Genomic DNA, 25,321 nt, shown 5'->3' on the forward strand with positions numbered 1-25,321 from the left:
TTGATGTCCAAAATTTTGTTTCTTATTCAGAAACATTTATTGTTAACGTTTTGCTTGTTCAGTTTTCAAAGTTCATGTTCGCCTCGTTTTTATCGGCGACTGTTTTATACTTTAACATTGTTATTTTCGTTTGTCAACAACTTTGTTGAAGTTTTTTGTTTCGTTGTTTTGTTGTTTTCGTTTGTTTCGTAACAACGTTTTTAACTATACACCCCCTCTCCCTATTTTGGCAACCCTTTATTTAAAATAAAATTATTCTGACTCTTTATACAAAAGTACTCACTTATTTAATATCGAGTTTCTTCCTATTAATATGCTCCTTCAAAAACTCGTAAAGCTTTTTTACTTGTCACAACTAATAATCCGGCTATATTAACTAAGGAACACGATTAGATTATTAATTTGATAACGTTTCATTCAACTATAACGATTCCATTGAGGCATTAAATTCCTCCGAACAAACTCGAAAAAAAACAACCTCGTCGAATGATAGACGAGGTTGCTTACTGATTTTATAAGAAGATAAAGTAACAAAGGAAGATCACGAACAGACCATACATAATTGGATGAATTTCTTTTCCGCGACCTGCTACAAGCATTGTAACTGGGTAGAATAAGAAACCAATCGCAATCCCTGTTGCGATCGAGTAGCCAAGTGGCATACAAAGGACAACAAGGAATGCCGGGATAGCAATTTCGATTTTATCCCACTCAATCAGTTTCAGTGAAGAGACCATTAACGCCCCTACAATGATTAATACTGGCGCTGTCACGGCTGACGTAACAACGGCAAGTACCGGCGAGAAGAATAGCGCTAGTAAGAATAATACTCCTGTTACAACGGAAGCAAAACCAGTACGAGCACCGGCTGCCACACCTGCTGTCGATTCAATATAAGAAGTCGTTGTGGATGTACCGAAGATAGCACCTGTTACTGTTGCTAATGCATCTGCAAGTAACGCTTTCCCTGCACGAGGTAATTTATTGTCTTTCACTAAACCTGCTTGCCCTGCCACAGCCATTAATGTACCGGCTGTATCAAAGAAGTCAACGAATAAAAATGTTAACACAACGATTAAGAAATCTGTATTGAAAATTAACTCCATATTTCCAAACGCTTCGAACGCTTTCCCAAATGTCGGGGATACGTCTGGAATAGATGAAACGATCTTTTCCGGTAAATCGACTAAACCAAAAATCATACCCGTTACAGCTGTAATAATCATACCGTAGAAAATGCCACCGTTAATTTTCTTCGCCATAAAGATCGCTGTAACAAATACACCAAATACCGCAAGCAATGCATTACCAGATGTTACATCACCAAGTTTTACTAACGTTGCATCATCATTGACGATAATGCCTGAACCTTGGAAGCCTACAAATGTAATAAATAAACCAATCCCTGCACCGACTGCATATTTCAATTGTGCTGGAATCGCATTAATCACCGTTTCACGGAAACCTGTTAGAGAAAGGATAATGAAAATAAGCCCTGAGAATAATACACCTGTTAACGCCGTTTCCCAAGCCATCCCCATGCCAATGACTACCGAGAAGGCAAAGAATGCATTAAGCCCCATACCAGGCGCTAAAGCGATTGGGTATTTTGCAATTAACCCCATAAATAAACTGCCGACAGCCGCTGCTAATGCTGTTGCTACGAATACGGCATTTGCATCCATACCTGCTGCTGCAAGCATCCCTGGATTAACTGCTAAAATATAAGCCATTGACAAGAACGTTGTTAATCCACCGAGAATCTCGCGCTTATAATTCGTGCCGAGTTCATCAAACTGGAAATATTTTTTCATGCTGAAATGTTCCTCCGTTTATCGTCTGTACGGATGTCTATTGGACATTGGTTTCAAATAAAAAAGCACGCGATTAGTATTGGTCGCATGCTTCGTTTCATTCGTTAACAGAAAATACGATATTACTAGATTTATAGCAATAACGATTTTCCATCTCGTAGTCAAATCATTTACGGTGATTTGGTAGAAACTTACGGGCCCTATTCCCGACATTATACGACGACATATTTAATTATTTTACGCTTTGTACTATATCACTTCATTTTTTACATTTCAAGCTATTTCCGAACATTCATGCAGAAAAAATAAATAAAGTTCGTAAAATTTCCAACAAATTATATTAATGTAACGTTTTTAATACAAAATGTATCTGTTGTTCTTCACACCAGCACTGCACTACTTCTGCAAATAACAGAGGATTTTCATAGCTCCATGCATGTCCTACACTCGGTACAACAGCTGCTTTACTGTGCGCTACGTAGGAAAGAATATTATATTGGGAATTTTTCACTAACCCATTTTCTTTTCCTCCTGATAGGGCTAACAACGGCACTTGATTCAAAATCGGTAGTTGCACTTTAGACAGCAACGTATACATCCCACGTACTTGTTCGACACTAGCAGATTTGGTAGCCTGCTGAATATCCTTCTGAAATCGCGGTGGTATGTTAAAGCCTTTCATCGTTAACGTTGTCATCCATTCAGGCTTCAACAAACGATACATAGGAGCTATATATTTATTGAGGCGCGTCGTATTCTTCTCACTTAATAGCGTCGTCGTGCCGCTAATAACCGCGCTCTTTATGAATTGCGGGAAGCGGGATAAGGCGGTTAATACAATCGCTCCACCTAGTGATAGTCCGACAAGATGTACTCGCCCGTATTGCCGACATACATCTTCTAATCTATGTAATACCCCATCCATCGTTAATGGGATATGTGTACTTTGGCCGTGCATCGGTAAATCTACTGCCACACAATGAAATTCGTGCGATAAATGATGCATCACTTCTTTCCATTGTGTATGATCCAGTCCACCTCCATGTAAAAACAAGATCGTTTCATTCATCGGATTCCCCACTTCTACTTTAAACATGTCCATCACTCCTTTGCCTTATTGTAATTGGTTAATTTTAGAAAAACCAAATAAAAATACGCAAACCTATGATTTGCGTATTTCCTAACAATTATTTATAAAAAATAGCTGTACCATCTGCGAATAGATCATATTTGTTCCCTTGCTTTTGTACTTGTTGTAATGGCGGTAGCATTAGCTGCGCATCTTCCTGACCATTTAAAAATGCAAATACCTCTTCTGCGATGCCAAATTGTGCACGCTTAAATTGTTTATCCCACCCCTGTATCGTCTTAAAGAACAGGGAATTCTTTGTATCTAATACATAATACGTTTGTTTTTTGATAGTGGTCTTTTTTTTCGGTTTTTTTAGCATCATCGGTTCTCCATTTGCTAAACGCTCCGCTACCTCTTGGAAGCCAAGCAGCATAAACCAGCTCGCATAGTGCTTATAAATAAGCGGGCGACTATCATTTATACTCCGTTCCCCCTTGTGTAACGTGCACGTATAATGGATGGCCGCTGGGTAATCTGCATCTGCTTTTGGAATCGAAACAAATACCCCATAAAAATCTTCCGCCGTATAATCCATCAGTGTTGCGGCATTTTCACTTTGACATAAGGCATCCCGTAACTTCCCCTTATTGCGCATATCTTTTGACCCCTTCGATTCGATAAAGGACCATTCTCCGGTCGGTGAAGAGACGATTAAATCAGGGGCTGCTCCTTTCGCTGACTCATCCGTTAATAAGCTCGCAAAATCGACAACGAACGGTTTATTTAACTGTTCCTGCGCAAACAAATACCCTATCGCTGGTGCAAGCTCACCTGTGCGAGTAGATAAAATATAATCACGAATTTTGAAGTCGACATCTGCTTTGAAGCGGAACTCTTGATCGTCACTTATCAGCGGATAAAGCGCACTGTAAGAGCTAATCGCTTGGTACACTAACTCCCCATCTTTCGGGTTCATGGATATAATCGTTCTTGCAAGTGCTACAATGAGTTTCTGTGCTGAAAATAAAACACTTTGTACATCCCCTGCTTCTGTCAGTCGCACCCCTGCTTTTTTTACTGAATCTGGTACATACTCGATAATTTGAATTTCCTTTTTTCCTTTCAACATAGCCTCTCCCCCTTCATTTTATGTATGATACATAGTAGGAGCGATATACCTTTTTCCGTAAAACAAAATAGCGTAAAACGTCATTTCTTCTTTTCACCTCACGTTTTATATTGATAAAGCATCTATTATGCCCCCTTATAACACCCCTATCGAAAAGCAAAATAATAGACAAACGAAAATTACCTTTATACACTTAGTGACATATTGTAAGTTTTTTTTAAGAATCACGTGAGAAGATATATATAAGCGTGTTATGTATAAAAATTTAGATTTACCATCCCCTTCTGATATACCATCCAAATAGCTAGTGACATTATATGTAATATAAGAGGGACCATTTCGGTGTAGAAAGCAACACCATCAAGTAGCTACATCATTCAATAAAATAAAGGATTAAATGGTGATGAAAATGCAAAAGAAACTAGACATTTTACTTAATAAACTACAACTTATCTCGCGAAATGAGGGAGAAAATTTAAGTGTGGTCGGCCCTGTTCGTCTACCTGTGAAACAAGGTGATTTTGAAGCGGTGTTTCAATGGTACTCCTGGTTACCTGTCAGCAATACGCTATCAAAAGAGGAAGTCATTGATCACATTCCTTCTATGAACTTAGCATTTGGTCAGCAGTCTTCTGTTTTAGTATACGGAGATTTTGCTCATGCAGATGACGCACTCATTCGTATGCATAGCATTTGTCATACAGGAGATATTTTCGGTAGCCAACGCTGTGATTGTGGCTATCAATTGCACGAATCCATGAAAATGATTGTGGAGCATGGCTGTGGGGCTATCTTTTATTTAGCGGATCATGAAGGGCGCGGGATTGGGTTATTCTCAAAATCGCTTGCTTATTTATTACAAGAAGAAGGCTTAGATACAGTCGAGGCCAATCATGCACTCGGCTTTGAGGATGATACACGTTCCTATGAGGATGCCATTAAAGTATTAGCAACACTACGCGACAAGCCTGTCACACTCATTACGAATAACCCGAATAAACTCGTGGCACTAGAAGCACATGGTTTACTAGCTGATGGACATATCCCGCTATGGGGTGGTGTCACAGAGACGAACCGCTTCTACTTACAAACGAAAGTCGAAAAAGCGGGACATATTGTCAATGGAGGAACAGGTAATGAAGAACGATCAGTACTATATGCAACTCGCGCTTGATTTAGCGGCAAGTGCAACAGGTAAAACAAACCCGAACCCACTTGTAGGCTCCGTGATCGTGAAAGACGGCGCCATCGTTGGTACCGGGCTTCATCGAAAAGCTGGGGAGCCCCATGCGGAAGTACACGCCGTGCGGATGGCTGGGGACCATGCAAAAGATGCAACGATTTATGTCACACTTGAACCTTGCTCACATTTCGGGAAAACACCCCCTTGCGCTAATTTAGTAAAAGAAGCGCGAGTCAAACGAGTGGTCATCGCGATGGAAGACCCGAATCCAGCGGTGGCAGGGCGCGGCATTCAGCTGCTACGTGACGCAGGCATTGAAGTAGAAGTGGGGGTATTAGAAGCAGAGGCGCGTCGTTTAAATGAGCGCTTTATTCACAACATGCTCACGGCTCGCCCATTTGTCATCTCAAAGTTCGCGATGACACTAGATGGAAAAATCGCGGCATATAACGGACATTCGCAGTGGATTACAGGGGAAGAAGCCCGCGCAGATGTGCACGAACTACGAGATCAAGTAGACGCTATTTTAGTTGGCATTGGTACGGTGTTAACAGACAACCCGTCTCTCACAACACGTCTCCGTGACCGTGTCGGAAAAAATCCGATCCGCATCGTACTAGACCGTCAATTACGGACGCCACTGGATGCGACGATTTGTCAAACAGCTACAGCTAGAACAATCATTGTGACAGCAGAAGAACAGCAACATAAAGCCCCCGCATTTGAAAAATTAGGGGTAGAACTACTGTATGTCCCTGTCGTCAATGAAAAGCTCGATTTAAATACGATGCTAGATGAACTGTATAAACGCGGGATTACCGATATTTTAGTAGAGGGCGGCGGCGAGGTGAACGCTTCCTTCCTACGTGCTGGGTTGATTCAAAAGTTCCTTGTGTATGTCGCGCCAAAAGTACTTGGTGGTCGCAACTCCATTACACCTTTTACGGGCACAGATGTGGAAACCGTTGAGGCAGCGATGCTTCTTGATTTTGCAGAAGTTGAAAAAGTCGGGGCAGATTTACGCATTACAGCCTATCCGAAAGAAGGGTAATGTACATGCATCAAAAAGTAGATGTTTGCATTGTTGGCGCGGGTCCTGGCGGGGCATTACTCGCTTATTTATTAGCCCAGAAAAACATTGCGGTCTTGCTACTCGAACGAACAAATCAAATAGCCAAAGCATTTCGCGGGGAGCATATTAACGAAGAAGGCGAAGCGATTTTAAAAAAGTACGGCTTATTTGATACAGTCGAGGCACTGGGCATGTTGAAAATGGAACGTCTTGAATACTGGTTGGATGGTCAGCAAACAAAAACCATCCTGCCAGATGTGGCTGTTGGTCATTTAGGCATTCACGTACCACAAGCTCATTTACTACAAGCCATTTTAGAGGCAGCCACGCCTTATGACACCTTTCAATACTGCTTAAATTCAAGGGTGACAGAGCTTTTACAAGATGAAGATGGGCGTTATTGTAGTGTTCGAGTAATACGTGACGGGGAAGAATTCGTCATTGACTGTAGGCTAATCGTTGGGGCGGATGGTCGCTATTCGACTGTTCGTAAAAATGCGCACATTGAGACATCTATTCACAAACACGGATATGACCTACTATGGGCGCGTATTCCTACCCCAGACAATTGGTCTCCTGTCATTAAAATGGCCCTTGTGGATGGCATGCAAATTTCCCTATTCACACAAGTAAAAGGCTTTGTGCAAATTGGTTGGCATATTGCACAAGGCAGCTACCCTACTTTACGTAAGCAGCCTTTTGAGCCGTTTATCGAGAAGCTCATCAAAGCATTTCCTGAGTTAACAAAGACCGTGCAACAAAACATTACCTCCTGGCAAGATTTTGTGCTACTCGATGTATTTAGTAGCCAAACAGAAGATTGGGGACGTAATGGACTAGCACTGATTGGCGATGCCGTACACGCGATGACACCGACAGGAGCATTCGGCTTAAACAGTGCCATGAAAGATGCAGATGTACTAGCCTCATTGATTGAGCAACAAACGATTGAAACACTAGACTATTTAACATGTGCGACAAAGCGTAAACAAGAAATCGAAAAAATTCAAGCGCTGCAAATCGAAAAAGAACAAAGCTTTGCTTCACAATTTACTTTAATCGTCTAATGGAGGACTTTATGAAATTTGGCTTTGATATCGACGACACGCTCATTAACTTACGTGAGCATGCATTTCATTTATACAATAAAAAGTTAAACAAAGATTTAGGCATCGATGTATTTCAAACCATTCCGACTGTAGAAATCCATGCCCCGTTCGGCTTAACGAAAGAACAAGGGGGACAAATGTGGATCGAGTCGATGGAGGACATTTATTTTACAGACTGCCCCGCTTACGCAGATGCTATCGAAACATTGCAGGCGCTCGTTGCAGAAGGGCACGATGTTTTTTATATTACCTCTCGCCCGAAGCACTACTGCCGGCAAACACGCGACTGGGTAAAAGTACAAGGCTTCCCCGTCAAAGACGAACACTTCTTTTGCGGTATGGCCGATCACGAAAAAATCGACATTATCCAATCGCTGCATCTCGATTACTATGTCGATGACAAACCTGCCGTCTTGCAAACATTAGCGGACATCGGCACAAAAGTGATTGTAAAGGATCAATCATATAACAAAGACGTCAATCTCCCACGCTTAGTGAACTGGGCAGAGTTTAGACGTTTGCTGTAGTATTCGAAACGATAAAACTTAAAAACGCAACTCCTTCTTTCCAAGAGTTGCGTTTTATTATTCAAACTTTACTGGCAATACATAGGTTGCTTGACCTTGCGGGTAATAAGCGACAATTTCAATCGCCACGGGCTGTTCCCCTACGATATACTGTAAATGACTAAATAACTTGGATGACCCCTCCTCGTACCAGCCAAAAACGCGATAACGATCTGGCTGTACCTCAAACTGTAGCTCCATTTGTGCATCTTTTGCTAACGTGATCAGTCCCCGTTTTAGCGACTCATTCGGCGCCTCTGCATCAGCGATCGCTGTTTCCTGTCGCCCAAAAGCACGCTTAATCGTCCACTCATATCCACCGCGCTGCATCGTATACGTCGTTTCATCTGCTACCAACTGTACATTGGGCGGTTCTTTTAGTTGACCAGCTGGCTCTTTAGCCGTTTCACCTGCTACTAAATCCACATTAGGCAGTTTTTCAGAGGGCTCTCTCTCCGCACAAGCCGTCAATACTACGATGATCATAGCCAATAAAAACAAACGCACACCCTTCACCCCATATCCCCCCTTATAAGATTAGACGGATCTATATGGAAATTGTTTCAATATTTTGGTTGCGAATATGTCCCTTTTTTGAACTTCCATTTGGATAGTAGTAGTAAAAGGAGGATGATATACGGCTAAGTATAAAACGAGTAAAGTTGGCATGATGCAAAGCATATTTCACCAACAGATAAATGAATATGTTACAATCGGGACACTACTAGTGAAAAAAGATAGGAGGGAAACTATGCAGCCATTGTTTTATATAAGTGTCATAATAGCTGGACTGATTACCACTTTCGCATTTTTCTTTACAAACTTACTTACCGTATCATTTGATCCTGCTAATGATATGCTCGGTGGTGGTAACGGTAACCCTGGTCTCTTTTTCGTTGTTGCTCCTTGTTTGATTATTTTATATTTCTATTTTTCTATGCTCTTTGTGTTTAAACAATTCCATCAAAGATTCACCTTCAAGCAACAAAAGTGGTTAAAATATAGCTATTTGTTTGTTTTTCTTCTCTTGACCCTTTACACGTTTTATCGAGCAACAATGTACCGAAATTATATCAATGCAAACCATCCGTATATGGAGGTGGGCTTGTTAAGTCAGTTTTCAAATCATCTATTTTTTAATGTGTGGACATTTATTGCTCTACTATGCCTTATCGCATTTTTATCGTTTTTTGTGCAAAAGAAGGCGTAGTTTTAACAATATAAAAACGCCCTTCTTATGTAATCGAAAGGCGTTTGGATTTTACCTTCTAATTTAGCAAATGTGATTGCATCAAAAAAACACACAAACCTTTTCAGATTCATGTGTTTACTATACTTAATTCATTTGAATAATTTCGTCAACCTTATCGGATATATCACTAGCTGTTGTTTGCAATGTTGTTGCCAGTTCTTCATATAAAATGGCGGTCACATTTTGTAAAATTTGCGTATCTTGAGCAGGCAATTTTTTATCGATTGCTTCTAATTCTATCTTCTTTCGCAGTAACGTATTCGTCATTTGCGCAATCTCTAAATGACCTGCTGTTTTGATGATGGATTGATACGACTGATGACGTGTCGTCGTGCGATCGTTCCACGAATCAGCTGCATTTTCAAAGCACTGTAAAACTGCCTGTGCTTTTTCTTTTGTCATGAGTTTTTTGAGCTTAGAATTCACGGCATTTACAGGATAGTATAAAGTAAGACTCGTGCTATGATGCGAACGCAATATATAATAAGACTGCGCTTCACCACCAAATTTTTGCTCTTGAATATCCTCAATGGAACAAATTCCATGCGCACCGTAGAAAACTGTATCCCCTATTGAAAACAATATTTCACCCCCTAAGGTCAACATAGTTTACCATAATCCATTGTACCCTATAAAAGTTTTTCGGTCAACTCAATTGACCTTGAAGATCAAATTGTATATAGTGGATGGCAAAGGAGGCTTTATGAGCGAGACGATTGAATTATTACACAAACATTACAAGCAATTGCGGGATGCAGTCGCTTCTACGTGGAATCGCCAAAACACTATCCAAATTACGACTTCCGAATGGTATATTCTAAATTGTATATTCGAAGGCGCATCAACGATTCCAGATATATTAAAGAAAGTAGAGATTTCCAAACAAGCTGTACATAAATTTGTGAAAGCATTGGAAGAAAAACAATTAGTACAAACAGAGCTAGTGAAAGCACCTAAAACCCAAAAACGAGTAGAGCTGACACCTTTAGGAGAAGAAATATATTACAACAGCTTAGAAATCAAAAAAGAAATCGACAAAACCATTGAACAAAATATAGGGTCCGAAAATTTCAAGCAGCTACAAGCAATCTTGCAAATGAAATGGATGTAATATATGTAAGACATCCACCGGCGTCACAAACGCGGGTGGACGTCTTTTGTTTGTATATTTGACCGGCTCATGCTGGGGGTTTTGACCGGATACGGCGATGTTTTGCTCGGATACCGTAGCTTTTTGACCGGATACCATGGGGTTTTGCTCGGATACGGTACGGTTTTGCTCGGACCGGGGGGTTTTGACCGGATACGGCGATGTTTTACTCGGATACCGTAGCTTTTTGACCGGATACCACAGGCTTTTGCTCGGATACGGTACGGTTTTGCTCGTGCCGGGGGGTTTTGACCAGAGACAGGGACGTTGATATATTCCCCTGCATTTTAGCTAAAAAAGCTCGTTTTCATTGGAAAATAGACCGCTCTATTAACAACAAAAAGAGAAATTTACTAAAAAAATAGTGAGCATGCATCCTATTTTTTAAACAAACAAGCGCCGATTCGCCTAAAAAGCGAAGAAAAATGAATACTTTTTAGAAAAATAAAACGCCACCACAAACGGTTGATCTATGTCTTTCACATATCATGATTCATAAAAACAATAATTTCTTATCCATTATGATAAATAAAAATCCTACTCGCTATTTTTTTAACATGGAATAATAAAACGTTCATTTCAAAATTGAAAAAATCTTCCCTGCTCGATTTTGTTATACAACTTAAATAAAAATAAGCGCAAATTAGGTAAATAGAATTACTTTGACACTTATTGATAAATAAGTTGTATATCGATTTCAACATATGTCATCATCTCAGCATTAAAAATTATCGATTCCAATACAATAAAGTAAAAAACTTCCCTCTCTTCGAAACGTACGTGTTCGCTTTTTAGGCACACCGCAAAATCTTTTTACCAATACATCGATTGTGGGAGAAGTATAAGAAAAGCACCCCCTTCGTACTAGGAGATGCTGATCGCGAATATGCATTATTTGATTATAGGGTTATGATATTCCTGCTAATTTCCCTTCATTAGCGGATTGTGAAATTCATTTTAACGGATTTCTTTAACCCTTCTCCGTTTGTGCTTGTAATTTCTTTGCCAATATAAAGTGTGTATTGTGCACCAGCTTTGTAGGCTTGTGTCGGCGTAATGATGATTGATTTCTTCTGTGCATTATACGTCATCGTTGTTTCGACTAGGTTCTGTTGCTCATCATACACAACGACCGTTAGCTCAGATAACGCCTTTTCATCCAGGTGTTTGTTGAACTGGACTGTCCATTCTTTTTTAGGGTCTTTTGCTTCTTTTGCTGGCTTTACTTCAATCGCATGATCGTTTTTAATTTTTTCAATTACTTGATCTTGCACTTGCGTAATTTTAGCAACCGCTGCATCCAACTTTTCTTGAAGGGCAACTACTCGGTCATAACGTTCAGTTAGTAGCGCAGCATCTACCCCTTTTTTATTCAGCGCGTCTAATTGATGAACGACAGCGTTCAATCTGTTATGTAAAGCTTTAAACTTGCCAAGGTAATCATTATATTCTTCCACAGCCTCTTCAATTTCTTCTTCGAGGTCTTCTGTTGCATCTTCAGTAGCATCATCTTCCGTTACTTCCGTTTCCTCTTCAGCACCGTCTTCTTCTGTTGCTTCTGTTTCTTCTTCAGTACCTTCTTCTGTTGCTTCTGTTGCTTCTGTTTCTTCAGCGTTAGCGTTTTCCTCATTCACTTCTTCGGAATCTGCTTCCCCTGTATTTTCATTCGGATTGTTAGTAGGCTCCTGGTCGTCTTCCTTTATTTCATCCTCATCGTTGTCATCCAGGTCAGCAAACTTCTCATCATATTTTGTAATTTTTTCTTCTATCTTGTTTAACTGCTTATCAATGGATTCAAGCTTTTTCTCTTGACCTTTTAGATTTTTTTCATGCTCTTTTTGTTTCTTTTCCTCTAACTTTTTATCGTGCTCGATTTTCTTTTCAAGTTCTTGGTGTTTCTTTGAATTGTGCTGCTCTGCATTTTGACCAACATTTACTTCCTTATGTACATTGTCATTTGGCGCAGCAAAAGATGTATTGACTAAAATGGTACTCGATGCAAAAAGTGCTGCGATTGTGGCTGTGCTTTTCTTTAACATATTTCTTCCTCCCTCAACATTTAAATACCAATACTAAAAACCTATGTACTTACAATGAAATTTTATAGCTAATAGTCCTACACAACAATAGGGAGGATGAACGATTTACTAATAGTGATAATATTCACATTAATTACTTGTAGTTATAATTGGTGCTTAGCTTTCGGTGCAAAAATTAATGAAAACACAACATTAGAAGAATTAATGGAATATGCAAAAGCAGAGGTAGCTAATGTCTCCACTGATGTGAAATAATTCAATATAAGTGACTTATTTAAAGGATATGAGTGGAAACGTATACCCATTGGAAATTACACTAAATTAGGTGGACGCTTTTACGATTATGCAACAAAACAAGTGACAGACATTGCATCAAGAGGCAAAACACCACAAAATCAGCAAAAACATAAAGAAGTATAATAGCCAATCAGAGAGAGGTACCGTCAGGAAAATGCGGATTGACGTTTGCGCTTCCTGCATAAAGAGCTGTATAAATAATGTTCATAGGAAAAGCCACGAAACTGTTGGTTTTCACAACATTCGTAGCTTTTTGGTGTAGTTCCAAACTGTCATGTCATTTGGAAACGTTATTAGGTTTAGTTATGTATACGTTATAAATCCTTGTTTCACTAATGCACTCAAAAGAATTTTAAAAAAACTCATTTGTTCCAAGGAAGTAACTCTACCTTTACCTTCAATTTTATATCACTAGGAGGCTCTTCCTCTTCTACTAGGTAAGAGATGACATAAGCGCCTTCAGGGAATCCGTCAAATACCTTCTCATAACTTTCATTACTTTTTAAAATACCATTTGTTATAAGTATTTCTTTATCATCTACATTTTGAATTTTGAATACAAAGCTTTCAGTACCGGTATTTAATAAAGATATTTTAAATGGCACATCTCCAGGATAATGATAAGAAAAATAAGATTCACTTGCACCAATTCGAGACGCGATCTCTTCATCAATTAGAAGGGGCTTAAAACCTCCCATTTGGTCTTGATAATTTTCCATATACGTGTTGACATCTAAGATAACAGGTTCCTTTTTTACAACTTCTGACACTTCTTTTGAAGATGGTTCTTCTGTTGCAGCTGAAAATACATTACACCCTGATAAGAGTATAATAAATGCACCTATATAAGCTAATTTATAAATTTCCATGACTTCTCCCATCTAAAATTACTAATAGCGGTAATTGTACCATAAAGTGAAAAATGTCCAAAGCGTCGTTAGGGAACATAACAATCATTAGCAACCAAAATAACCCCTCATTCTTGAATGGGCGAGTATTACCTAACTTTTGTTTGGGAAGGCTTTAAGTATATATGTATATTTTTTATTCAATAATTTTTGTTTGGTTGTTTAATTTATATGAGCGAATAAAACTTACTGCGTACTTTGCTAAACACATTCCTAATACTCCGCCCAAAACATTAAATAATAAATAGATAATATCCGTATAACCAAAGTTACCTAGCGTAAAACCAGCCCACCCAAGTAAAAGACGAGCGACACCTATCACTAAACAACTTAAAATAACTATAGAAATGGCTATTTTGTCATTCTTCAAATTGAAAAGGAGTAATAAAAAAATACCTAATGGTAAAAATAAAATTACATTATAAATTAAAGCTGAATAACTCCAAATAGAGATATTTCGGTTCATCGTATCAAAGATCCCAAACCAGTCATTTGTTGAAATAAAGCTTCTACTAGGGTCTGCCGGATTTTGAAAAATTGTGAATCCACCAAATTTAATTTGAATTAAACTTATTAAGTAAAAGATAAAGCCATATAAAATAATTCGTTTCTTATTACTTTTTTTCGCTTTTCTAAAATAATCAAGAAATACATCAATAAAAATATATATCAGCAAAATTAAGAATGTTAAGGGAACAATATTGTAAAGAACGTATGTTGATTGCATTATTAGCACCTCTCTCTGTTTATAACATGTTATAGTTGTTATTTATTTAACTTATTTTTACAGTAACAAAACGAATGTAATTTGTTTTCTTACCTAACTTTCATTTGGAAATGTTTATTGATTTAATTTTGTTTACATTATAAAGTAATTAATTAGTTTCCAACCATAATTACACGTTGTTCTATTTCCTATTCAATACAATAGCCTCAGATTTTCCATTCCATTCAAGTACAGCTTCTAGTTTAGTATCTTCTTCTATTCTTACATTACAACTTTTACTGTTAATTGGAGGACCTGTACATTCACTATTACCTGAATTAATATTTTTATTTGGATGATTAAATTTTTCTTCCTTACTTGATATTTCAAACCAGTGACTTTTCAGATTATATCCAAACGTACTAGGTGGAGGTTCTTCGCCAATATATTCAAAGGAAATGTCTGACCACCCTGTACTTTCACTTATTTCAGTTTCGTACTTAACAACCCAGTTATTACTTGTTCCAGAAAAATTATATTCTTTTTCATCTGTCGAACAGACACTTAGGGTTAACGATAAAAAAATAAATATAACGCCTAATATCATATTTAATTTCATTGTTACTCCCCAAAATAATATATAACCTAATATTACCATTTAAATAAACTTTATGTAGTTATAGTTTGAGTGAACTGCCATGATATTTGAAAACCAAAGCATGGTTTGAGGACATACTGATTATAAGCAGCTAAAAGCAATCGCCCACTCAAATTGAATGGGCGATTATTACCTAACTTTTGTTCGTGAACGTTTTTAAATTGTTTTTTATACTTTATACAATGGTGAAAATCTGTTTAGAGTACTTAGGTTTTCTAACTAATTGCACCATTTTCATTACAGTGAAATTCTATTTCTATAATATGTGAAGAAATAATACCACTTTGCGAGTATTTGCCTCCCACTGCAATATTATATACAGTAGCACCATCAACTAACGATTCATCATAGTCTAGTTGAGTCCAACTTCCATTAGCGTCCTCAGCTTCCGAAGAAATTCCGTTAAATACTGAAAATAGTTGTCTTCCCTTTGGTGTATTTTCGTTTATTTGTGTATCAAAAGATCCTTTAAAAATAATGTTCGCTTTTTTCGAACCCATTTTTAACGTCACTGTCTTTGGTACTTCCGCTGGATGATAGCGTTCCTTATTTTCTAAAACAATAATTGACGCATTGGCTCTTTCTTTTGCTAGCTTTTCAAATTCATCTACTTCAATCCAATGTTCATCTAGAAGAGCTGTGATAGGCTCCAATTCTAAGTCTTCATCGCTTACTGCATTTACATTTTCTATGATAGCTACATATTTTTGATAATATTCTTCTTTTTGCTCTTGCGTTAAGTTTAAAGAAACCGGCGCTGCTTCTGCTTTCTTTATAGTATTAGCCTCGTTATTAATATCTATTGATTGCTCGGTATTCAATGATTCTTCTGTAACTTCTTTGTTATCAGCTTCATCATCAGTGCAAGCTGATAAAGCAAATGCCCCTAGTAACATGCTTACGTAAAAATATTTTTTCAACATTCACACCCCATTTAGTATTATGAAATAACTCACTTCAACAATACCACATATGGTTTTTATTGGATATTTTTATTCCGAAGCAGTTTTATTACCTAACCTTCATGTAGGAACGTCATTTTAATTGTAAGTAAATATTTATACACCAATTAAATTTGTCTTTTTTAAAATTTCATTATTGCTTTTCTAATAGCCTTTCTGCTTTCTCTAGCTCTATATTATAAACCTTGTAAAATTCCTCTCTTTTCCCCGCTTCTAACGGTGTTTCCATATAGTACCAAACTCCTCTTGAAGTGTGCATTACACATTGGCCACCCATATTAATCTCATAGTCTTGCCCGTAACCAGTTGTATGAGCTGTAGTGACTGTTCCAGTTTTGCTTTTAAAGCTATCTAGTTGATCTAAATCACACATGATATCGACGAGTGTGAAAAATAAAGGATATTTCAGTTCCTTTTGCTCCTGCTCCATTCGTTGAATCTCTTTCTCAGCTTGCTTGTATAAAGCTTTTCTGTCTGGCGAAACATCTGAAACATATTGGGTAGATAACAATTGTTTAATTCGCGCTATGCTGTCAGATTGCTCATAGTTGTTTGTATGCCTCATCATAGCTTCACGCTGCGCTACACTTTTGATTTGTTCGAGCATTTCTTCATTCGATAACGTTCGCCCACCTTTTGTAGGAATCGTTCGCCACTCTGGCTCAGGTATAGAACCAAATGCTGAATAGCTCCTTACTATCGGACTTTTTACTTCTTTCATTGAATAGCTCCACAAATCGCTTTTACCTGAAGAAGGAATAAATTCGACTGTTTTAGTAGTTGGCTGTGCCGTATTTTTAACTGTATTTCTTTGCTGCGTATGTTCCAAAAAATTACTAGATGTTTGACCTACTTTCCCTATCATTTTGTAACCACCTTTTCGCCTTTATTGATTTATCGGAGAAAAGGTAAATATTTGAATTCCTTAAAGCCCCTAAAGCATTGTTTCGGGACTTATAAGCAGCTAAAAGCACACCCCTGTTAGTTCAATAACTATTCCCCTTGCTTCTCTTTGTTCTTTTTTAGAGTTATCAGTTTTGACATAACAAAGTGAACGACTGCAATAGTAATTAGTAAATCTCTATAAGGTTCAATTGTTCCAGTAAACCACGATGTAATAGCATAAAAAATCCAAATGAAATTAAGAGTAGGATTGTAACATAATGTTCAATGTATAACTCCATTTAATTCTCTCCCCCTCTGTATTTCTATTCAGTTCTATATTTCTACAAGAAAAGTCCAATCTTCAACTTTACTGCTTCGTTAGTAAAAAAGCATCCCACACTCTCGATTGAATGAGGGATTATTACCTAACTTTTGTTTGGGAACGCTTTTTTGTATAACTATATGTGATTAATACAATTAAATAATTATATATTTTTAAAACGAATAAATATTATATTAAACCAAGTGATAATTGGTATAAAAAATAATAAAGTCATAATCCCTAAACTACTAAATATACCATCATTATTTTTATGAAATTCTTGTGGGTCTATTGAGTACAATACGAAAGAACTGAATGAGAAAAAAATAAAATTAAATATAAATGCGTATAGAATCATTCGCTTGTTGCTTATCTTATTTTCGAAAAAAATACATAACCAAGTTGATAAAAGTAAACCTGTTAATAGAATTATAAAATATACTATATTCAAAGACTCCCCCCTTTTTATCAATTTCTTTAATACACATTATTTCAAGTTTAAAGTACCCAAAGCGTAGTTCGGGGATATACTATTCTTAAGCAACTAAAAATAAACACCTCATTCTGAATGGGGTGTTTTGTTACCTAACTTGATTTGGGAACGTTTTTTAATAAACATTATACATCTATATACACCTGACAAGAACCTTATAAGAGGATTAACTACTTTTTAAGAAACTACTCTAAAGATGTTCTTGTATATTATAAATCCTATAAAACAACTTAGTAGATTTAGAATAATGTCATCTATATCAAAATTGCCTAAAAATAAGATTAGTTGAAGGATTTCTACAATGAGTATGAGTAAAAAGCAAGAAATCATCGTTTTGATTATATTTCTTTGAGAGGGAAAAGCCATTGGTATTAGAAATCCCATTGGTATAAAAGGAATGATATTACCTAAAATATTTCTAAAAGCTATTCCAAAATTCAAATCACTTATATAAGTTTCAATTGTCCTAAAAGGAACTAAGTTTGCAAATGATTCTCCTTGGTTTCTACGCTCCATATTCGATTGTATGGTATTGATAACGTCTTGTATGTTTCCATTGAACTTAATCACTATAAAATTTAGCACTAATAATATGTATATAGAAAAAAGAAACTTCCAAATATTGTTAAACATACTTAGAAACCACCTCAATTCGGAATTTGATTAGCTTGTTACGGCGATTTGTCTGATTTTATTATTTTGATATATAAATTGATGGTTCTTTTAATTACGTTCCCAAACGTAGATAGGGAATTTTTATTGAATAAGTAACCAAAGCAAACACCCTCCTCACAAATAGGGTGTATTGTTACCTAACTTTTATTTAGGAACGTTATTAAGTTTATTTATGTATACGTTATAAATCCTTGTTGCCACTAAAGCACCCTTTGGTTGAAATAACATTTTATTTTTTCTTCCAATGATTCCACCCTTTTTATTCTACATTAACATCAAAAACAAAAGTTTGTTTTCCTTCAAACCATATTGTTTTAAGTTGATAAATATAATATCCACTTTCCGATGGCATCGTAATTTCATTATCTTTCATTTCAACAATATCAGTTGTGCCATCTTCATTCAGTTTAGCCACCGTAATTAAAGAAGGATTTTTATCAATTTCAAATTTTAATGTATGGTCTTTTTCAACTTCTATTGTATCGAAAAGTTCAGCTAATTCGCTTATATCGGGAGAACTTAGTGTTCTAATTTCAACTTTGTCTTCTTTCCACTCATAATTACTTTGAATCATTGTATATTGTTCCCCATTAACAATCACTTTACCTTCTGGTTGAGTAAGAGTACCATTGCATCCAGTCAAAATAAGAACAATCAATATGGCTAAAATTAATTTATTCATTTCATTATTCACCTCACTTTTTCATTTTAACATATATATCCAAATTATCTGTTAGATGTTGCTAAAGTAAACTACTTTCATTAGTTCAATAAAAAAAGTACCCAAAACGTGGTGGGGGATATTATTACCTAACTTTCGCTTGGGAACATTATTTAAATAATGGGTGCATGCTGGATGGTGAGTATTGATTAACAAAGTTATGCACCAAAATGAATCATCCATTTATTTTCTTTTATTGCTTCATCAATTTTTTTCATCAAATTTTCAAGTTGTTCTGATTTGTAATCGTCGTTTGCTTCACGCACAATATTTAAAAAGTACGCATGAGAACTCGGTGGTATCAATGTTATTCCGAAATAGCAAAGATTGTTATAGGGTCTATTTATGCTGTGTGCGAATGTTTTTAGATTGTCTATTTTTTTACCAAAATCCGTAGTAGATAGTTCGTCAATAAAGTCGCCATCTACGGTTACGCAACCATATTTTTCAGGTTCATAATGAATATCATCTTTAACCTCTTCTATACAAGCAATTATTCCAAACTCGTGAACATAAGGCATATTAACAGCTCCCTCGTTTTATCTTAATATATATCTATTATCTTAGAGTCCACTGAATATTTATATTAAAGTTACCAAAGCGAGGTTTAGTAAATCTTTTTATGGATTTGTATAAAACAAATAAATTTAATCACTAAATTCTTTAAAAAGGATTTCTAATTCACTAACATCGTACATATCTTTATCGCTAATAAATTTTTCAATTTCAACAGAACCGTCGTCGAAAAATTCAATCTCCCATCGTTGACCTGGAACAACTACTGCCACCATAATGGTGTCAGTTCTAATTTTATTTAGCTTATAAAAAATCTCCTTTTCCTCTAACTTATTTAGAAAGGCGTTAAATTCTTTTAATTCCATAAAATAAACTTCCTCCTTTTTCGCTAAGTATCTCAAGTGTAATAAATCTTCCTAAAGCGAGATTTTGGGGACGTTATCTAGATTTGATTATTGTATATCAGGAGAGATTTCTCCAGACCACCCACAACTAATACACTCAACTCCCCACCCTTTAGCGGGCACTGTTATTTCATCTTTTTCTTTGGGATTAAAGATAAGTGCAGTAAACGCCTTTACCAACGAAGCGTCAGTAAATTTCATTCCACAGTTGGGACAATAGTTTGGTTTTTTCATAGGGATCTCCTTCTTCTATGTAATCATGATCCGCTCGTAGAATAACACACCAGACCATACCCCTGAATTTTTTAGCCATCTTATAAAGCAACTGTACTTTTAAGGTTGTTTGTATCCTTTAAGAACTTCTCCGGTAATATTTCTCAATGTTTATTGTTATATTTTCTTCGCTAATTGCTATGTTTTCTGTTGCATAAACATTTTTAATAGCATCTTCAACGATTTGTTGAATCATCGTATCATCAACTTTTGCATCATTTGGGAAACTTACTGATACATTAATAATTCCTTTAAAAGGACTACCACCTAATATTATTTTTATGTACTTACTATCAAGTTCCGTTTGTTCTGTAATAGATACTCTTATTTTATCTCCTAATTCTGATAATAAATTTGATTCTTCTGATGATAAATTTGCATCATTTCCCCCGTTTTTCGGAGCAACTGCTATTTCCTGCTCACTTTCTATTACCTCAGTCATTTTTGTTTGAACTTGTTCTTCTTTCTGCTCTCCATTACACCCAACTAACAAAATTGAACTAAATACAATTCCTGAAATTATAGCTTGTTTCATTATTTCTAAATTCCCCTTTCAAAAATAAAGTGCACATTCCACAACAATTCTCCATCCGTAATTTTGACGGTATATATTGGTAAAAGTTTCAATTTTAAATATACCCTTCTTCAACTAACCTACTTCGTTAGTTGAAGCATCTATTTCACAACTCGCATCTCGTTAACTTATACTCGGTCTATAATTTGTCTACTAAACAAATGTTCTACCATTGGCTTTTTCACGTTGCTATTCATATTGTCCCTCTCTCATTACAAGATCCTTGTTTTTCCATTTTAATAATATTCATCTTGGTATCACAAAATAAAAAAGCTCGGCGAACCTTATTTGGCGCTCCAAGCTTTTTCTCATTGCTATTTAATTGTGCGTCTGTCGTGAAAAATTTCTCTGGTGCAGTGGCTTAGAAGTAATGTCATACAGCACGTTCACCAACCATTGATACATAAGGGTTTTAATCAAAACAGAAAAATCCGTTCAATTCATGTAATTTTTGTCCTCAATTGTAGCAGGCGCCCCCTATTTACAACGTTATTTTTTTGAATAATGGTTATGTCGTTTCAATGTCAAAATCAATAAAAAAAGAACTTCGAATAAGAAGGGGCTGTCCGAAAAGTGTTACTTTTACGGACAGTGCTTCGTTCGTATGTTAAATATCCGCTGCAGGCGGTGCTTCTGCGGTGGTAGAAATATAATTTCCACCATCCTCGGCGCAAAGGGAGTATCCCAGAATTACTTCTCGGACACTCCCTTCATTCATATTATTTATCTGTTTGTTCTTGCTTTTTTTTCAAATACTCTGCACGTATTTTTTCAAGTTGCTGCTTTTTATCAAATTGGGCAGGCTTGTTTTTTTCATGATACTTTGTCACAGCCATCTTACCCTTGGTATCCAATTGATATTTCCCCACTTTGTTCACCTACTTTTCTTGTCTTTAAAGAGAATTTATTCAACAACTATAATATACCCTATTTTACTGAAGCAAATCTTTTTACTTTATTAGTGTACTGCCTAACCTTGCATATGTCCGTAAAAACTTAGTAAAAAAATTCATAGCCAAACTTCTCTTTACGACCTTAAATTTACTGATTCATTTTCAAGACATCAATTAAGTCGCTAATTTCAACTGAAAAAATACTCCAGTTATTTGTTATAAATAACTCAAAGAGCGTTTAATTTTTAAATTATGATACTTAACGAAGCTGTTATAGTCTGCTGTAATTTTTATAAACATAAAAAAAGTCCATTCCCAGTTTGAGAATTAACTCTAATTATTTCCATTCTTTTATAGTGCCTAATTCTTTAATGGAGATATGGGTTGTTAATTACGAATTAATCGCCTTCTTAAATAACAAATTCAAAACCTGTTGGCTTTTGGAACGGCATTTTATATTCTTTAAAGACTAATTTATATGTAGAGATATCATCGGGTAAAGCAGGTGAAACAATGAAAGTAAAGGTTTCATGACCAACAGTTCCTCCTCCCCCTTCATTCCGACAATCATAATGAGTTTCTTCGCCTTCTACGGAGAGTTCAAAATGGGTATGTTCTTTTTGATGCCATTCAGACACGTCACTAGTAGAAATACTATCAATATTCAAATGAACTACACTTGCGTTTTCGAATTGACGAATAAAGGTTACCGAATAAAATATATCATTATTTTCAAATGACTTTAATATCGGTATATTTTTAAGATATCCTATTGGCTCTACAACAGGTTTATACATATCTTCATTTAAGAAATGCGCAAAAACACCATTTAGAAAATCCTCATAAAAATTATATTTTATTGACCAATCCGTTATAAGTTGTTTAGTAGGGAAGCCGGGATTATTATCCGAGAGTTCTTTCCGTTTTTTGATTAAATCACATATTTGTTCATCTATTTCTTCCATATGCTTATTATAATGTTCTGTTGGCGGTTCAAATGGCATTCGCTTCATATTTTTCACTCCCCAAGGTAATAATAGGATTATTTTAACATAAAGGGGTACAGGCAGAAAAATGCGTATTTACAACGCTAAGAAATATGCACAATTTTATGCACACTAAACGGTAAGCTATACACGTGTAAATATTGATATATCAAGTATTTGCGCTTCTTGCATAAAAAGCTGTATAAAGAATGTTCATACAAAAAGCCACGAAAACCGTTTATTGTAACAACTGTGAACTGCACCCCAAATTTTGATTACAACTGTATAGTGTCAGGTTAACGAAAGAATGATTAAAATTGTTGATAGGGTTAGTATTTAAATGACTCTGTTATAGGAAATGTTTGATTTTATATTTAAAGAGATATTCTCCTTTATATTAAGAAAAAATTACTAGATAATATTATGTTAAAATGATTGAGAGACTATGAACTTATAGGAGGATACTATGGCTTTAAAATATAAATGTTTAATCTTGGACCACGACGATACGGCAGTAAAAAGTACACCAAAAATACATTATCCATCTTTTGTTGAAGCCCTAAAAAAAATACGACCAAATGAGAGGGTTATTACACTTGATAAATTTGTTGGATACTGTTTCAATCCAGGGTTCGTTTCTCTATGTAAAGACATAATTAAATTTACAGACGAAGAATTGCAACATCAGCAAGAAATTTGGAGGAAATATACCGAATCAACTGTACCAGATTTTTATGAGATGTTTCCTGAAACAATTAAAGAATTTAAAAAACAAGGTGGAATTGTGACAGTTATTTCTCATTCTGAAAAAAGCCGAATTGAAAGAGATTATTCTATCCATTGTGGTTTTATACCAGATGCAACTTTTGGGTGGGAACTTCCTGAACATCAAAGAAAGCCACATCCTTACCCTATAAAGGAAATTTTGAAACGCTTTAATCTTCAAGAAACTGAGGCATTAATGTTAGATGACCTTAAACCTGGACTGGAGATGGCAAGAAGTTGCAATGTAGATTTTGCCGCTGCTGGATGGTCTCACATAATTCCTGAAATCAAGGAACAAATGAAAAGGGAATCTAAATATTACTTTGAAACAGTAGAAGAATTCAATCAACTAATATTTAGTAAATAAATATGTGCCATTTATTAACGGGCGCTATCCTTAAATGAGGATAAGCGCTTATTTTCATTTAAGGGGCATTTACCGGATTAAAGACCGAGAAAAATGGACTGAAACAGTCTGTTTTTATACAAAATAATACCTATTTTTTAACTACCGTGTAGGAAAGGAGATATACATAAAAAAAGCGCAATTTGAAATATCTCAAATTGCACTCTTTGTTTTATAAGAAGTTTTTTTCTTACTGCTAATAGAAATGACGACAGTAATGAATGATAAAATTATGAATATTCCACCTCCAAATGGATTTACTTCGACTGAAAGTGTATCTACAATTCCAGCCCCAATCACTGAACCAACAGCAACACCTAAATGAAGAGCTGAATTATTCAAGCTTTGTTGAATTTCTGATGATTCAGGTGCTATTTCAATTAAATAAGATTGCATAGCCGGTGCAATCGCCCAACTGAGAATTCCCCAAATGATAATGACTATGAGAAATACTGGAAACAAATCTGTTGAATATGGAAATATAAAGAATAAAGCACTAAAAACGACTAGAGCAATAATCATTGTTTTTCTTGATCCCAATAAATCTGCCATTACACCGCCAAGCCCTCCACCAACTACAGCAGAAAAACCGAAAATGAAATAGATGACACTTATCCAAGTTGCATTAAAATCAGAGGTTGCTTCTAAATAAGGCTTAAAATAGGCATACATAATCGTATGGCCTGTCATATAGAGGAATGTCGTTGTTAGCCCTAATGTAGTTTTGTAATTTTTAAATGCTGCAAGCTGCTTCCTCAACGGAATTTGAGGTTTCGGTTGTATCCTTCCCATTAATACATGAACGCCGATAATTGACAATGCTGTTAAAATAGTTATAAGTACGAATGGTGCTCTCCAGCCAAAATTATCTCCTATGATAAGCCCAAGCGGTACCCCTAAAACTAACGAAGCACTTACTCCCACAGAGACAATCCCGATAGCCCTACCTCTATACTGTTCTCCTACTAAACTAGGAGCCATAACTAAACACAGTATGATTAATAGCGCTCCACTTAATGCTAAAATAATTCTTCCTATAAATAAAATAGAAAAAGTAGGTGCAAATACTGTTACGATACAACCAATTAAAAAAATGTACAAGCAAACTAAAGTTAGTCTTTTTCTTTCTATTTTAGCTGTCATGACAAGTAAAATTGGCGATGTAACTGCAAAAATGACAGCAAAAACAGTGATAAGCAAACCTGCTTGGCCGATGCTTACATGTAAATCCTCTGCAATCAAATCTAAAATCCCGCTAATGATCAGTTCAACTAGACCTATTATAAAGGATAGGATCATTAAAAAATAAATACGCTTATCCATGTTGTCTCCTTCCTAATTATATCCCAAACTATATACTAGCTTTTGATGAGTGTTTACTCAAGAATAAGATAATAATGTCACAATGGCATAATTAAATAAATCTGAAAGGACTGGAGAATATATGTAATTTAATTTGTCAGAAAGAATGAAATAAATATGGATGATAAC

General features: G+C 36.0%; 29 protein-coding genes and 1 riboswitch. Of the genes, 9 read left to right on the forward strand and 20 right to left on the reverse strand.

All coding sequences use genetic code 11. From position 1 onward, the window contains the following. Positions 1–512: 512 nt before the first annotated feature. The 3 genes from AC3II9_RS15735 to AC3II9_RS15745 form a co-directional block, all read right to left on the reverse strand. The gene (locus AC3II9_RS15735; protein WP_489156941.1) at positions 513–1,814 is read right to left on the reverse strand and encodes an NCS2 family permease; all 1,302 of its coding nucleotides are present in this window, start codon (positions 1,812–1,814) and stop codon (positions 513–515) included. A 138-nt stretch (positions 1,815–1,952) separates the two neighbouring features. Next, positions 1,953–2,054: riboswitch (purine riboswitch) on the reverse strand. 100 nt (positions 2,055–2,154) lie between these two features. Then, positions 2,155–2,910, reverse strand: a complete 756-nt coding sequence (locus tag AC3II9_RS15740; protein ID WP_489156943.1) for an alpha/beta fold hydrolase — start codon at positions 2,908–2,910, stop codon at positions 2,155–2,157. A gap of 91 nt (positions 2,911–3,001) precedes the next feature. Next, the gene (locus AC3II9_RS15745; protein ID WP_489156945.1) at positions 3,002–4,015 is read right to left on the reverse strand and encodes a hypothetical protein; all 1,014 of its coding nucleotides are present in this window, start codon (positions 4,013–4,015) and stop codon (positions 3,002–3,004) included. 409 nt (positions 4,016–4,424) lie between these two features. Here AC3II9_RS15745 and AC3II9_RS15750 point away from each other — a divergent pair, with 409 nt between their 5' ends. From AC3II9_RS15750 to AC3II9_RS15765, 4 genes are read left to right on the forward strand one after another with little or no spacing between them, the layout of a single operon-like run. After that, positions 4,425–5,189, forward strand: coding sequence for a GTP cyclohydrolase II (locus AC3II9_RS15750; RefSeq protein WP_489157054.1), 765 nt, complete (start codon positions 4,425–4,427; stop codon positions 5,187–5,189). After that, positions 5,152–6,249 carry a bifunctional diaminohydroxyphosphoribosylaminopyrimidine deaminase/5-amino-6-(5-phosphoribosylamino)uracil reductase RibD gene (gene ribD, locus AC3II9_RS15755; protein ID WP_489156947.1) on the forward strand — a complete coding sequence of 366 codons (1,098 nt, stop codon included), beginning with the start codon at positions 5,152–5,154 and terminating at the stop codon, positions 6,247–6,249. Before AC3II9_RS15750 ends, ribD begins: the two co-directional genes overlap by 38 nt. 5 nt (positions 6,250–6,254) lie before the next feature. Beyond that, positions 6,255–7,337 carry an FAD-dependent monooxygenase gene (locus tag AC3II9_RS15760; protein WP_489156949.1) on the forward strand — a complete coding sequence of 361 codons (1,083 nt, stop codon included), beginning with the start codon at positions 6,255–6,257 and terminating at the stop codon, positions 7,335–7,337. A gap of 11 nt (positions 7,338–7,348) precedes the next feature. Then, positions 7,349–7,906 (forward strand): 5' nucleotidase, NT5C type, encoded by a 558-nt coding sequence (locus AC3II9_RS15765; RefSeq protein ID WP_489156951.1) that lies wholly within the window; start codon positions 7,349–7,351, stop codon positions 7,904–7,906. A gap of 57 nt (positions 7,907–7,963) precedes the next feature. On the opposite strand, the gene AC3II9_RS15770 is transcribed toward AC3II9_RS15765, so the two are convergent. Further along, a complete protein-coding gene (locus tag AC3II9_RS15770) occupies positions 7,964–8,461 on the reverse strand; it encodes a hypothetical protein (protein ID WP_489156953.1) in 498 nt (165 codons plus the stop codon). Positions 8,462–8,696: 235 nt separating this feature from the next. Between AC3II9_RS15770 and AC3II9_RS15775 the strand changes: the two genes are divergently transcribed. Beyond that, complete coding sequence (locus tag AC3II9_RS15775; RefSeq protein WP_489156955.1) at positions 8,697–9,155, forward strand: hypothetical protein; 459 nt, start codon at positions 8,697–8,699, stop codon at positions 9,153–9,155. Between the two features lie 126 nt (positions 9,156–9,281). Here the strand turns inward: AC3II9_RS15775 and AC3II9_RS15780 are convergent, their stop codons facing one another. Continuing rightward, a complete protein-coding gene (locus AC3II9_RS15780) occupies positions 9,282–9,779 on the reverse strand; it encodes a CarD family transcriptional regulator (protein ID WP_489156957.1) in 498 nt (165 codons plus the stop codon). Positions 9,780–9,900: 121 nt separating this feature from the next. On the opposite strand from AC3II9_RS15780, the gene AC3II9_RS15785 reads away from it, so the two are divergent. Next, positions 9,901–10,308, forward strand: coding sequence for a MarR family winged helix-turn-helix transcriptional regulator (locus AC3II9_RS15785; RefSeq protein ID WP_391375262.1), 408 nt, complete (start codon positions 9,901–9,903; stop codon positions 10,306–10,308). 974 nt (positions 10,309–11,282) lie between these two features. Here the strand turns inward: AC3II9_RS15785 and AC3II9_RS15790 are convergent. Continuing rightward, complete coding sequence (locus tag AC3II9_RS15790; RefSeq protein ID WP_489156959.1) at positions 11,283–12,386, reverse strand: Ig-like domain-containing domain; 1,104 nt, start codon at positions 12,384–12,386, stop codon at positions 11,283–11,285. Between the two features lie 96 nt (positions 12,387–12,482). Between AC3II9_RS15790 and AC3II9_RS15795 the strand changes: the two genes are divergently transcribed. Together AC3II9_RS15795 and AC3II9_RS15800 are read left to right on the forward strand one after the other, a co-directional pair. Then, positions 12,483–12,641: a hypothetical protein gene (locus AC3II9_RS15795; protein ID WP_489156960.1), complete on the forward strand. Its 159-nt coding sequence runs from the start codon at positions 12,483–12,485 to the stop codon at positions 12,639–12,641. A gap of 6 nt (positions 12,642–12,647) precedes the next feature. Continuing rightward, positions 12,648–12,806, forward strand: coding sequence for a DUF1413 domain-containing protein (locus tag AC3II9_RS15800; protein WP_489157055.1), 159 nt, complete (start codon positions 12,648–12,650; stop codon positions 12,804–12,806). Between the two features lie 239 nt (positions 12,807–13,045). Here AC3II9_RS15800 and AC3II9_RS15805 read toward each other — a convergent pair whose 3' ends face one another. The 13 genes from AC3II9_RS15805 to AC3II9_RS15865 form a co-directional block, all read right to left on the reverse strand. Continuing rightward, the gene (locus tag AC3II9_RS15805; RefSeq protein WP_489156962.1) at positions 13,046–13,552 is read right to left on the reverse strand and encodes a hypothetical protein; all 507 of its coding nucleotides are present in this window, start codon (positions 13,550–13,552) and stop codon (positions 13,046–13,048) included. 175 nt (positions 13,553–13,727) lie between these two features. Next, complete coding sequence (locus tag AC3II9_RS15810) at positions 13,728–14,318, reverse strand: hypothetical protein (RefSeq protein WP_489156964.1); 591 nt, start codon at positions 14,316–14,318, stop codon at positions 13,728–13,730. Between the two features lie 181 nt (positions 14,319–14,499). Beyond that, positions 14,500–14,916, reverse strand: a complete 417-nt coding sequence (locus AC3II9_RS15815; RefSeq protein WP_489156966.1) for a hypothetical protein — start codon at positions 14,914–14,916, stop codon at positions 14,500–14,502. A 254-nt stretch (positions 14,917–15,170) separates the two neighbouring features. Further along, complete coding sequence (locus AC3II9_RS15820; RefSeq protein WP_489156968.1) at positions 15,171–15,875, reverse strand: hypothetical protein; 705 nt, start codon at positions 15,873–15,875, stop codon at positions 15,171–15,173. Between the two features lie 175 nt (positions 15,876–16,050). Further along, positions 16,051–16,782 (reverse strand): hypothetical protein, encoded by a 732-nt coding sequence (locus AC3II9_RS15825; RefSeq protein WP_489156969.1) that lies wholly within the window; start codon positions 16,780–16,782, stop codon positions 16,051–16,053. A gap of 1,012 nt (positions 16,783–17,794) precedes the next feature. Beyond that, complete coding sequence (locus AC3II9_RS15830) at positions 17,795–18,250, reverse strand: VanZ family protein (RefSeq protein WP_489156971.1); 456 nt, start codon at positions 18,248–18,250, stop codon at positions 17,795–17,797. A gap of 301 nt (positions 18,251–18,551) precedes the next feature. Continuing rightward, positions 18,552–18,974, reverse strand: a complete 423-nt coding sequence (locus AC3II9_RS15835) for a lipoprotein (RefSeq protein WP_489156973.1) — start codon at positions 18,972–18,974, stop codon at positions 18,552–18,554. Between the two features lie 197 nt (positions 18,975–19,171). Beyond that, entirely contained in the window at positions 19,172–19,534 is a 363-nt protein-coding gene (locus AC3II9_RS15840) for a hypothetical protein (protein WP_489156975.1), read from the reverse strand. Positions 19,535–19,660: 126 nt separating this feature from the next. Then, positions 19,661–19,894 (reverse strand): hypothetical protein, encoded by a 234-nt coding sequence (locus AC3II9_RS15845; RefSeq protein WP_489156977.1) that lies wholly within the window; start codon positions 19,892–19,894, stop codon positions 19,661–19,663. Positions 19,895–19,981: 87 nt separating this feature from the next. Beyond that, on the reverse strand, positions 19,982–20,167 hold the full coding sequence (locus tag AC3II9_RS15850; RefSeq protein ID WP_489156979.1) for a hypothetical protein: 186 nt from the start codon (positions 20,165–20,167) through the stop codon (positions 19,982–19,984). Positions 20,168–20,285: 118 nt separating this feature from the next. Beyond that, complete coding sequence (locus AC3II9_RS15855; protein WP_489156981.1) at positions 20,286–20,741, reverse strand: topoisomerase; 456 nt, start codon at positions 20,739–20,741, stop codon at positions 20,286–20,288. A gap of 758 nt (positions 20,742–21,499) precedes the next feature. Beyond that, a complete protein-coding gene (locus tag AC3II9_RS15860) occupies positions 21,500–21,649 on the reverse strand; it encodes a hypothetical protein (protein WP_489156983.1) in 150 nt (49 codons plus the stop codon). Between the two features lie 434 nt (positions 21,650–22,083). Next, positions 22,084–22,686 (reverse strand): hypothetical protein, encoded by a 603-nt coding sequence (locus AC3II9_RS15865; protein WP_489156985.1) that lies wholly within the window; start codon positions 22,684–22,686, stop codon positions 22,084–22,086. A 439-nt stretch (positions 22,687–23,125) separates the two neighbouring features. On the opposite strand from AC3II9_RS15865, the gene AC3II9_RS15870 reads away from it, so the two are divergent. Further along, positions 23,126–23,791 carry an HAD family hydrolase gene (locus AC3II9_RS15870; protein ID WP_489156987.1) on the forward strand — a complete coding sequence of 222 codons (666 nt, stop codon included), beginning with the start codon at positions 23,126–23,128 and terminating at the stop codon, positions 23,789–23,791. Positions 23,792–23,983: 192 nt separating this feature from the next. On the opposite strand, the gene AC3II9_RS15875 is transcribed toward AC3II9_RS15870, so the two are convergent. After that, complete coding sequence (locus AC3II9_RS15875) at positions 23,984–25,153, reverse strand: MFS transporter (RefSeq protein ID WP_489156989.1); 1,170 nt, start codon at positions 25,151–25,153, stop codon at positions 23,984–23,986. Positions 25,154–25,321: the final 168 nt, after the last annotated feature.

The sequence above is a fragment of the Lysinibacillus sp. RU7 genome (assembly GCF_057837305.1).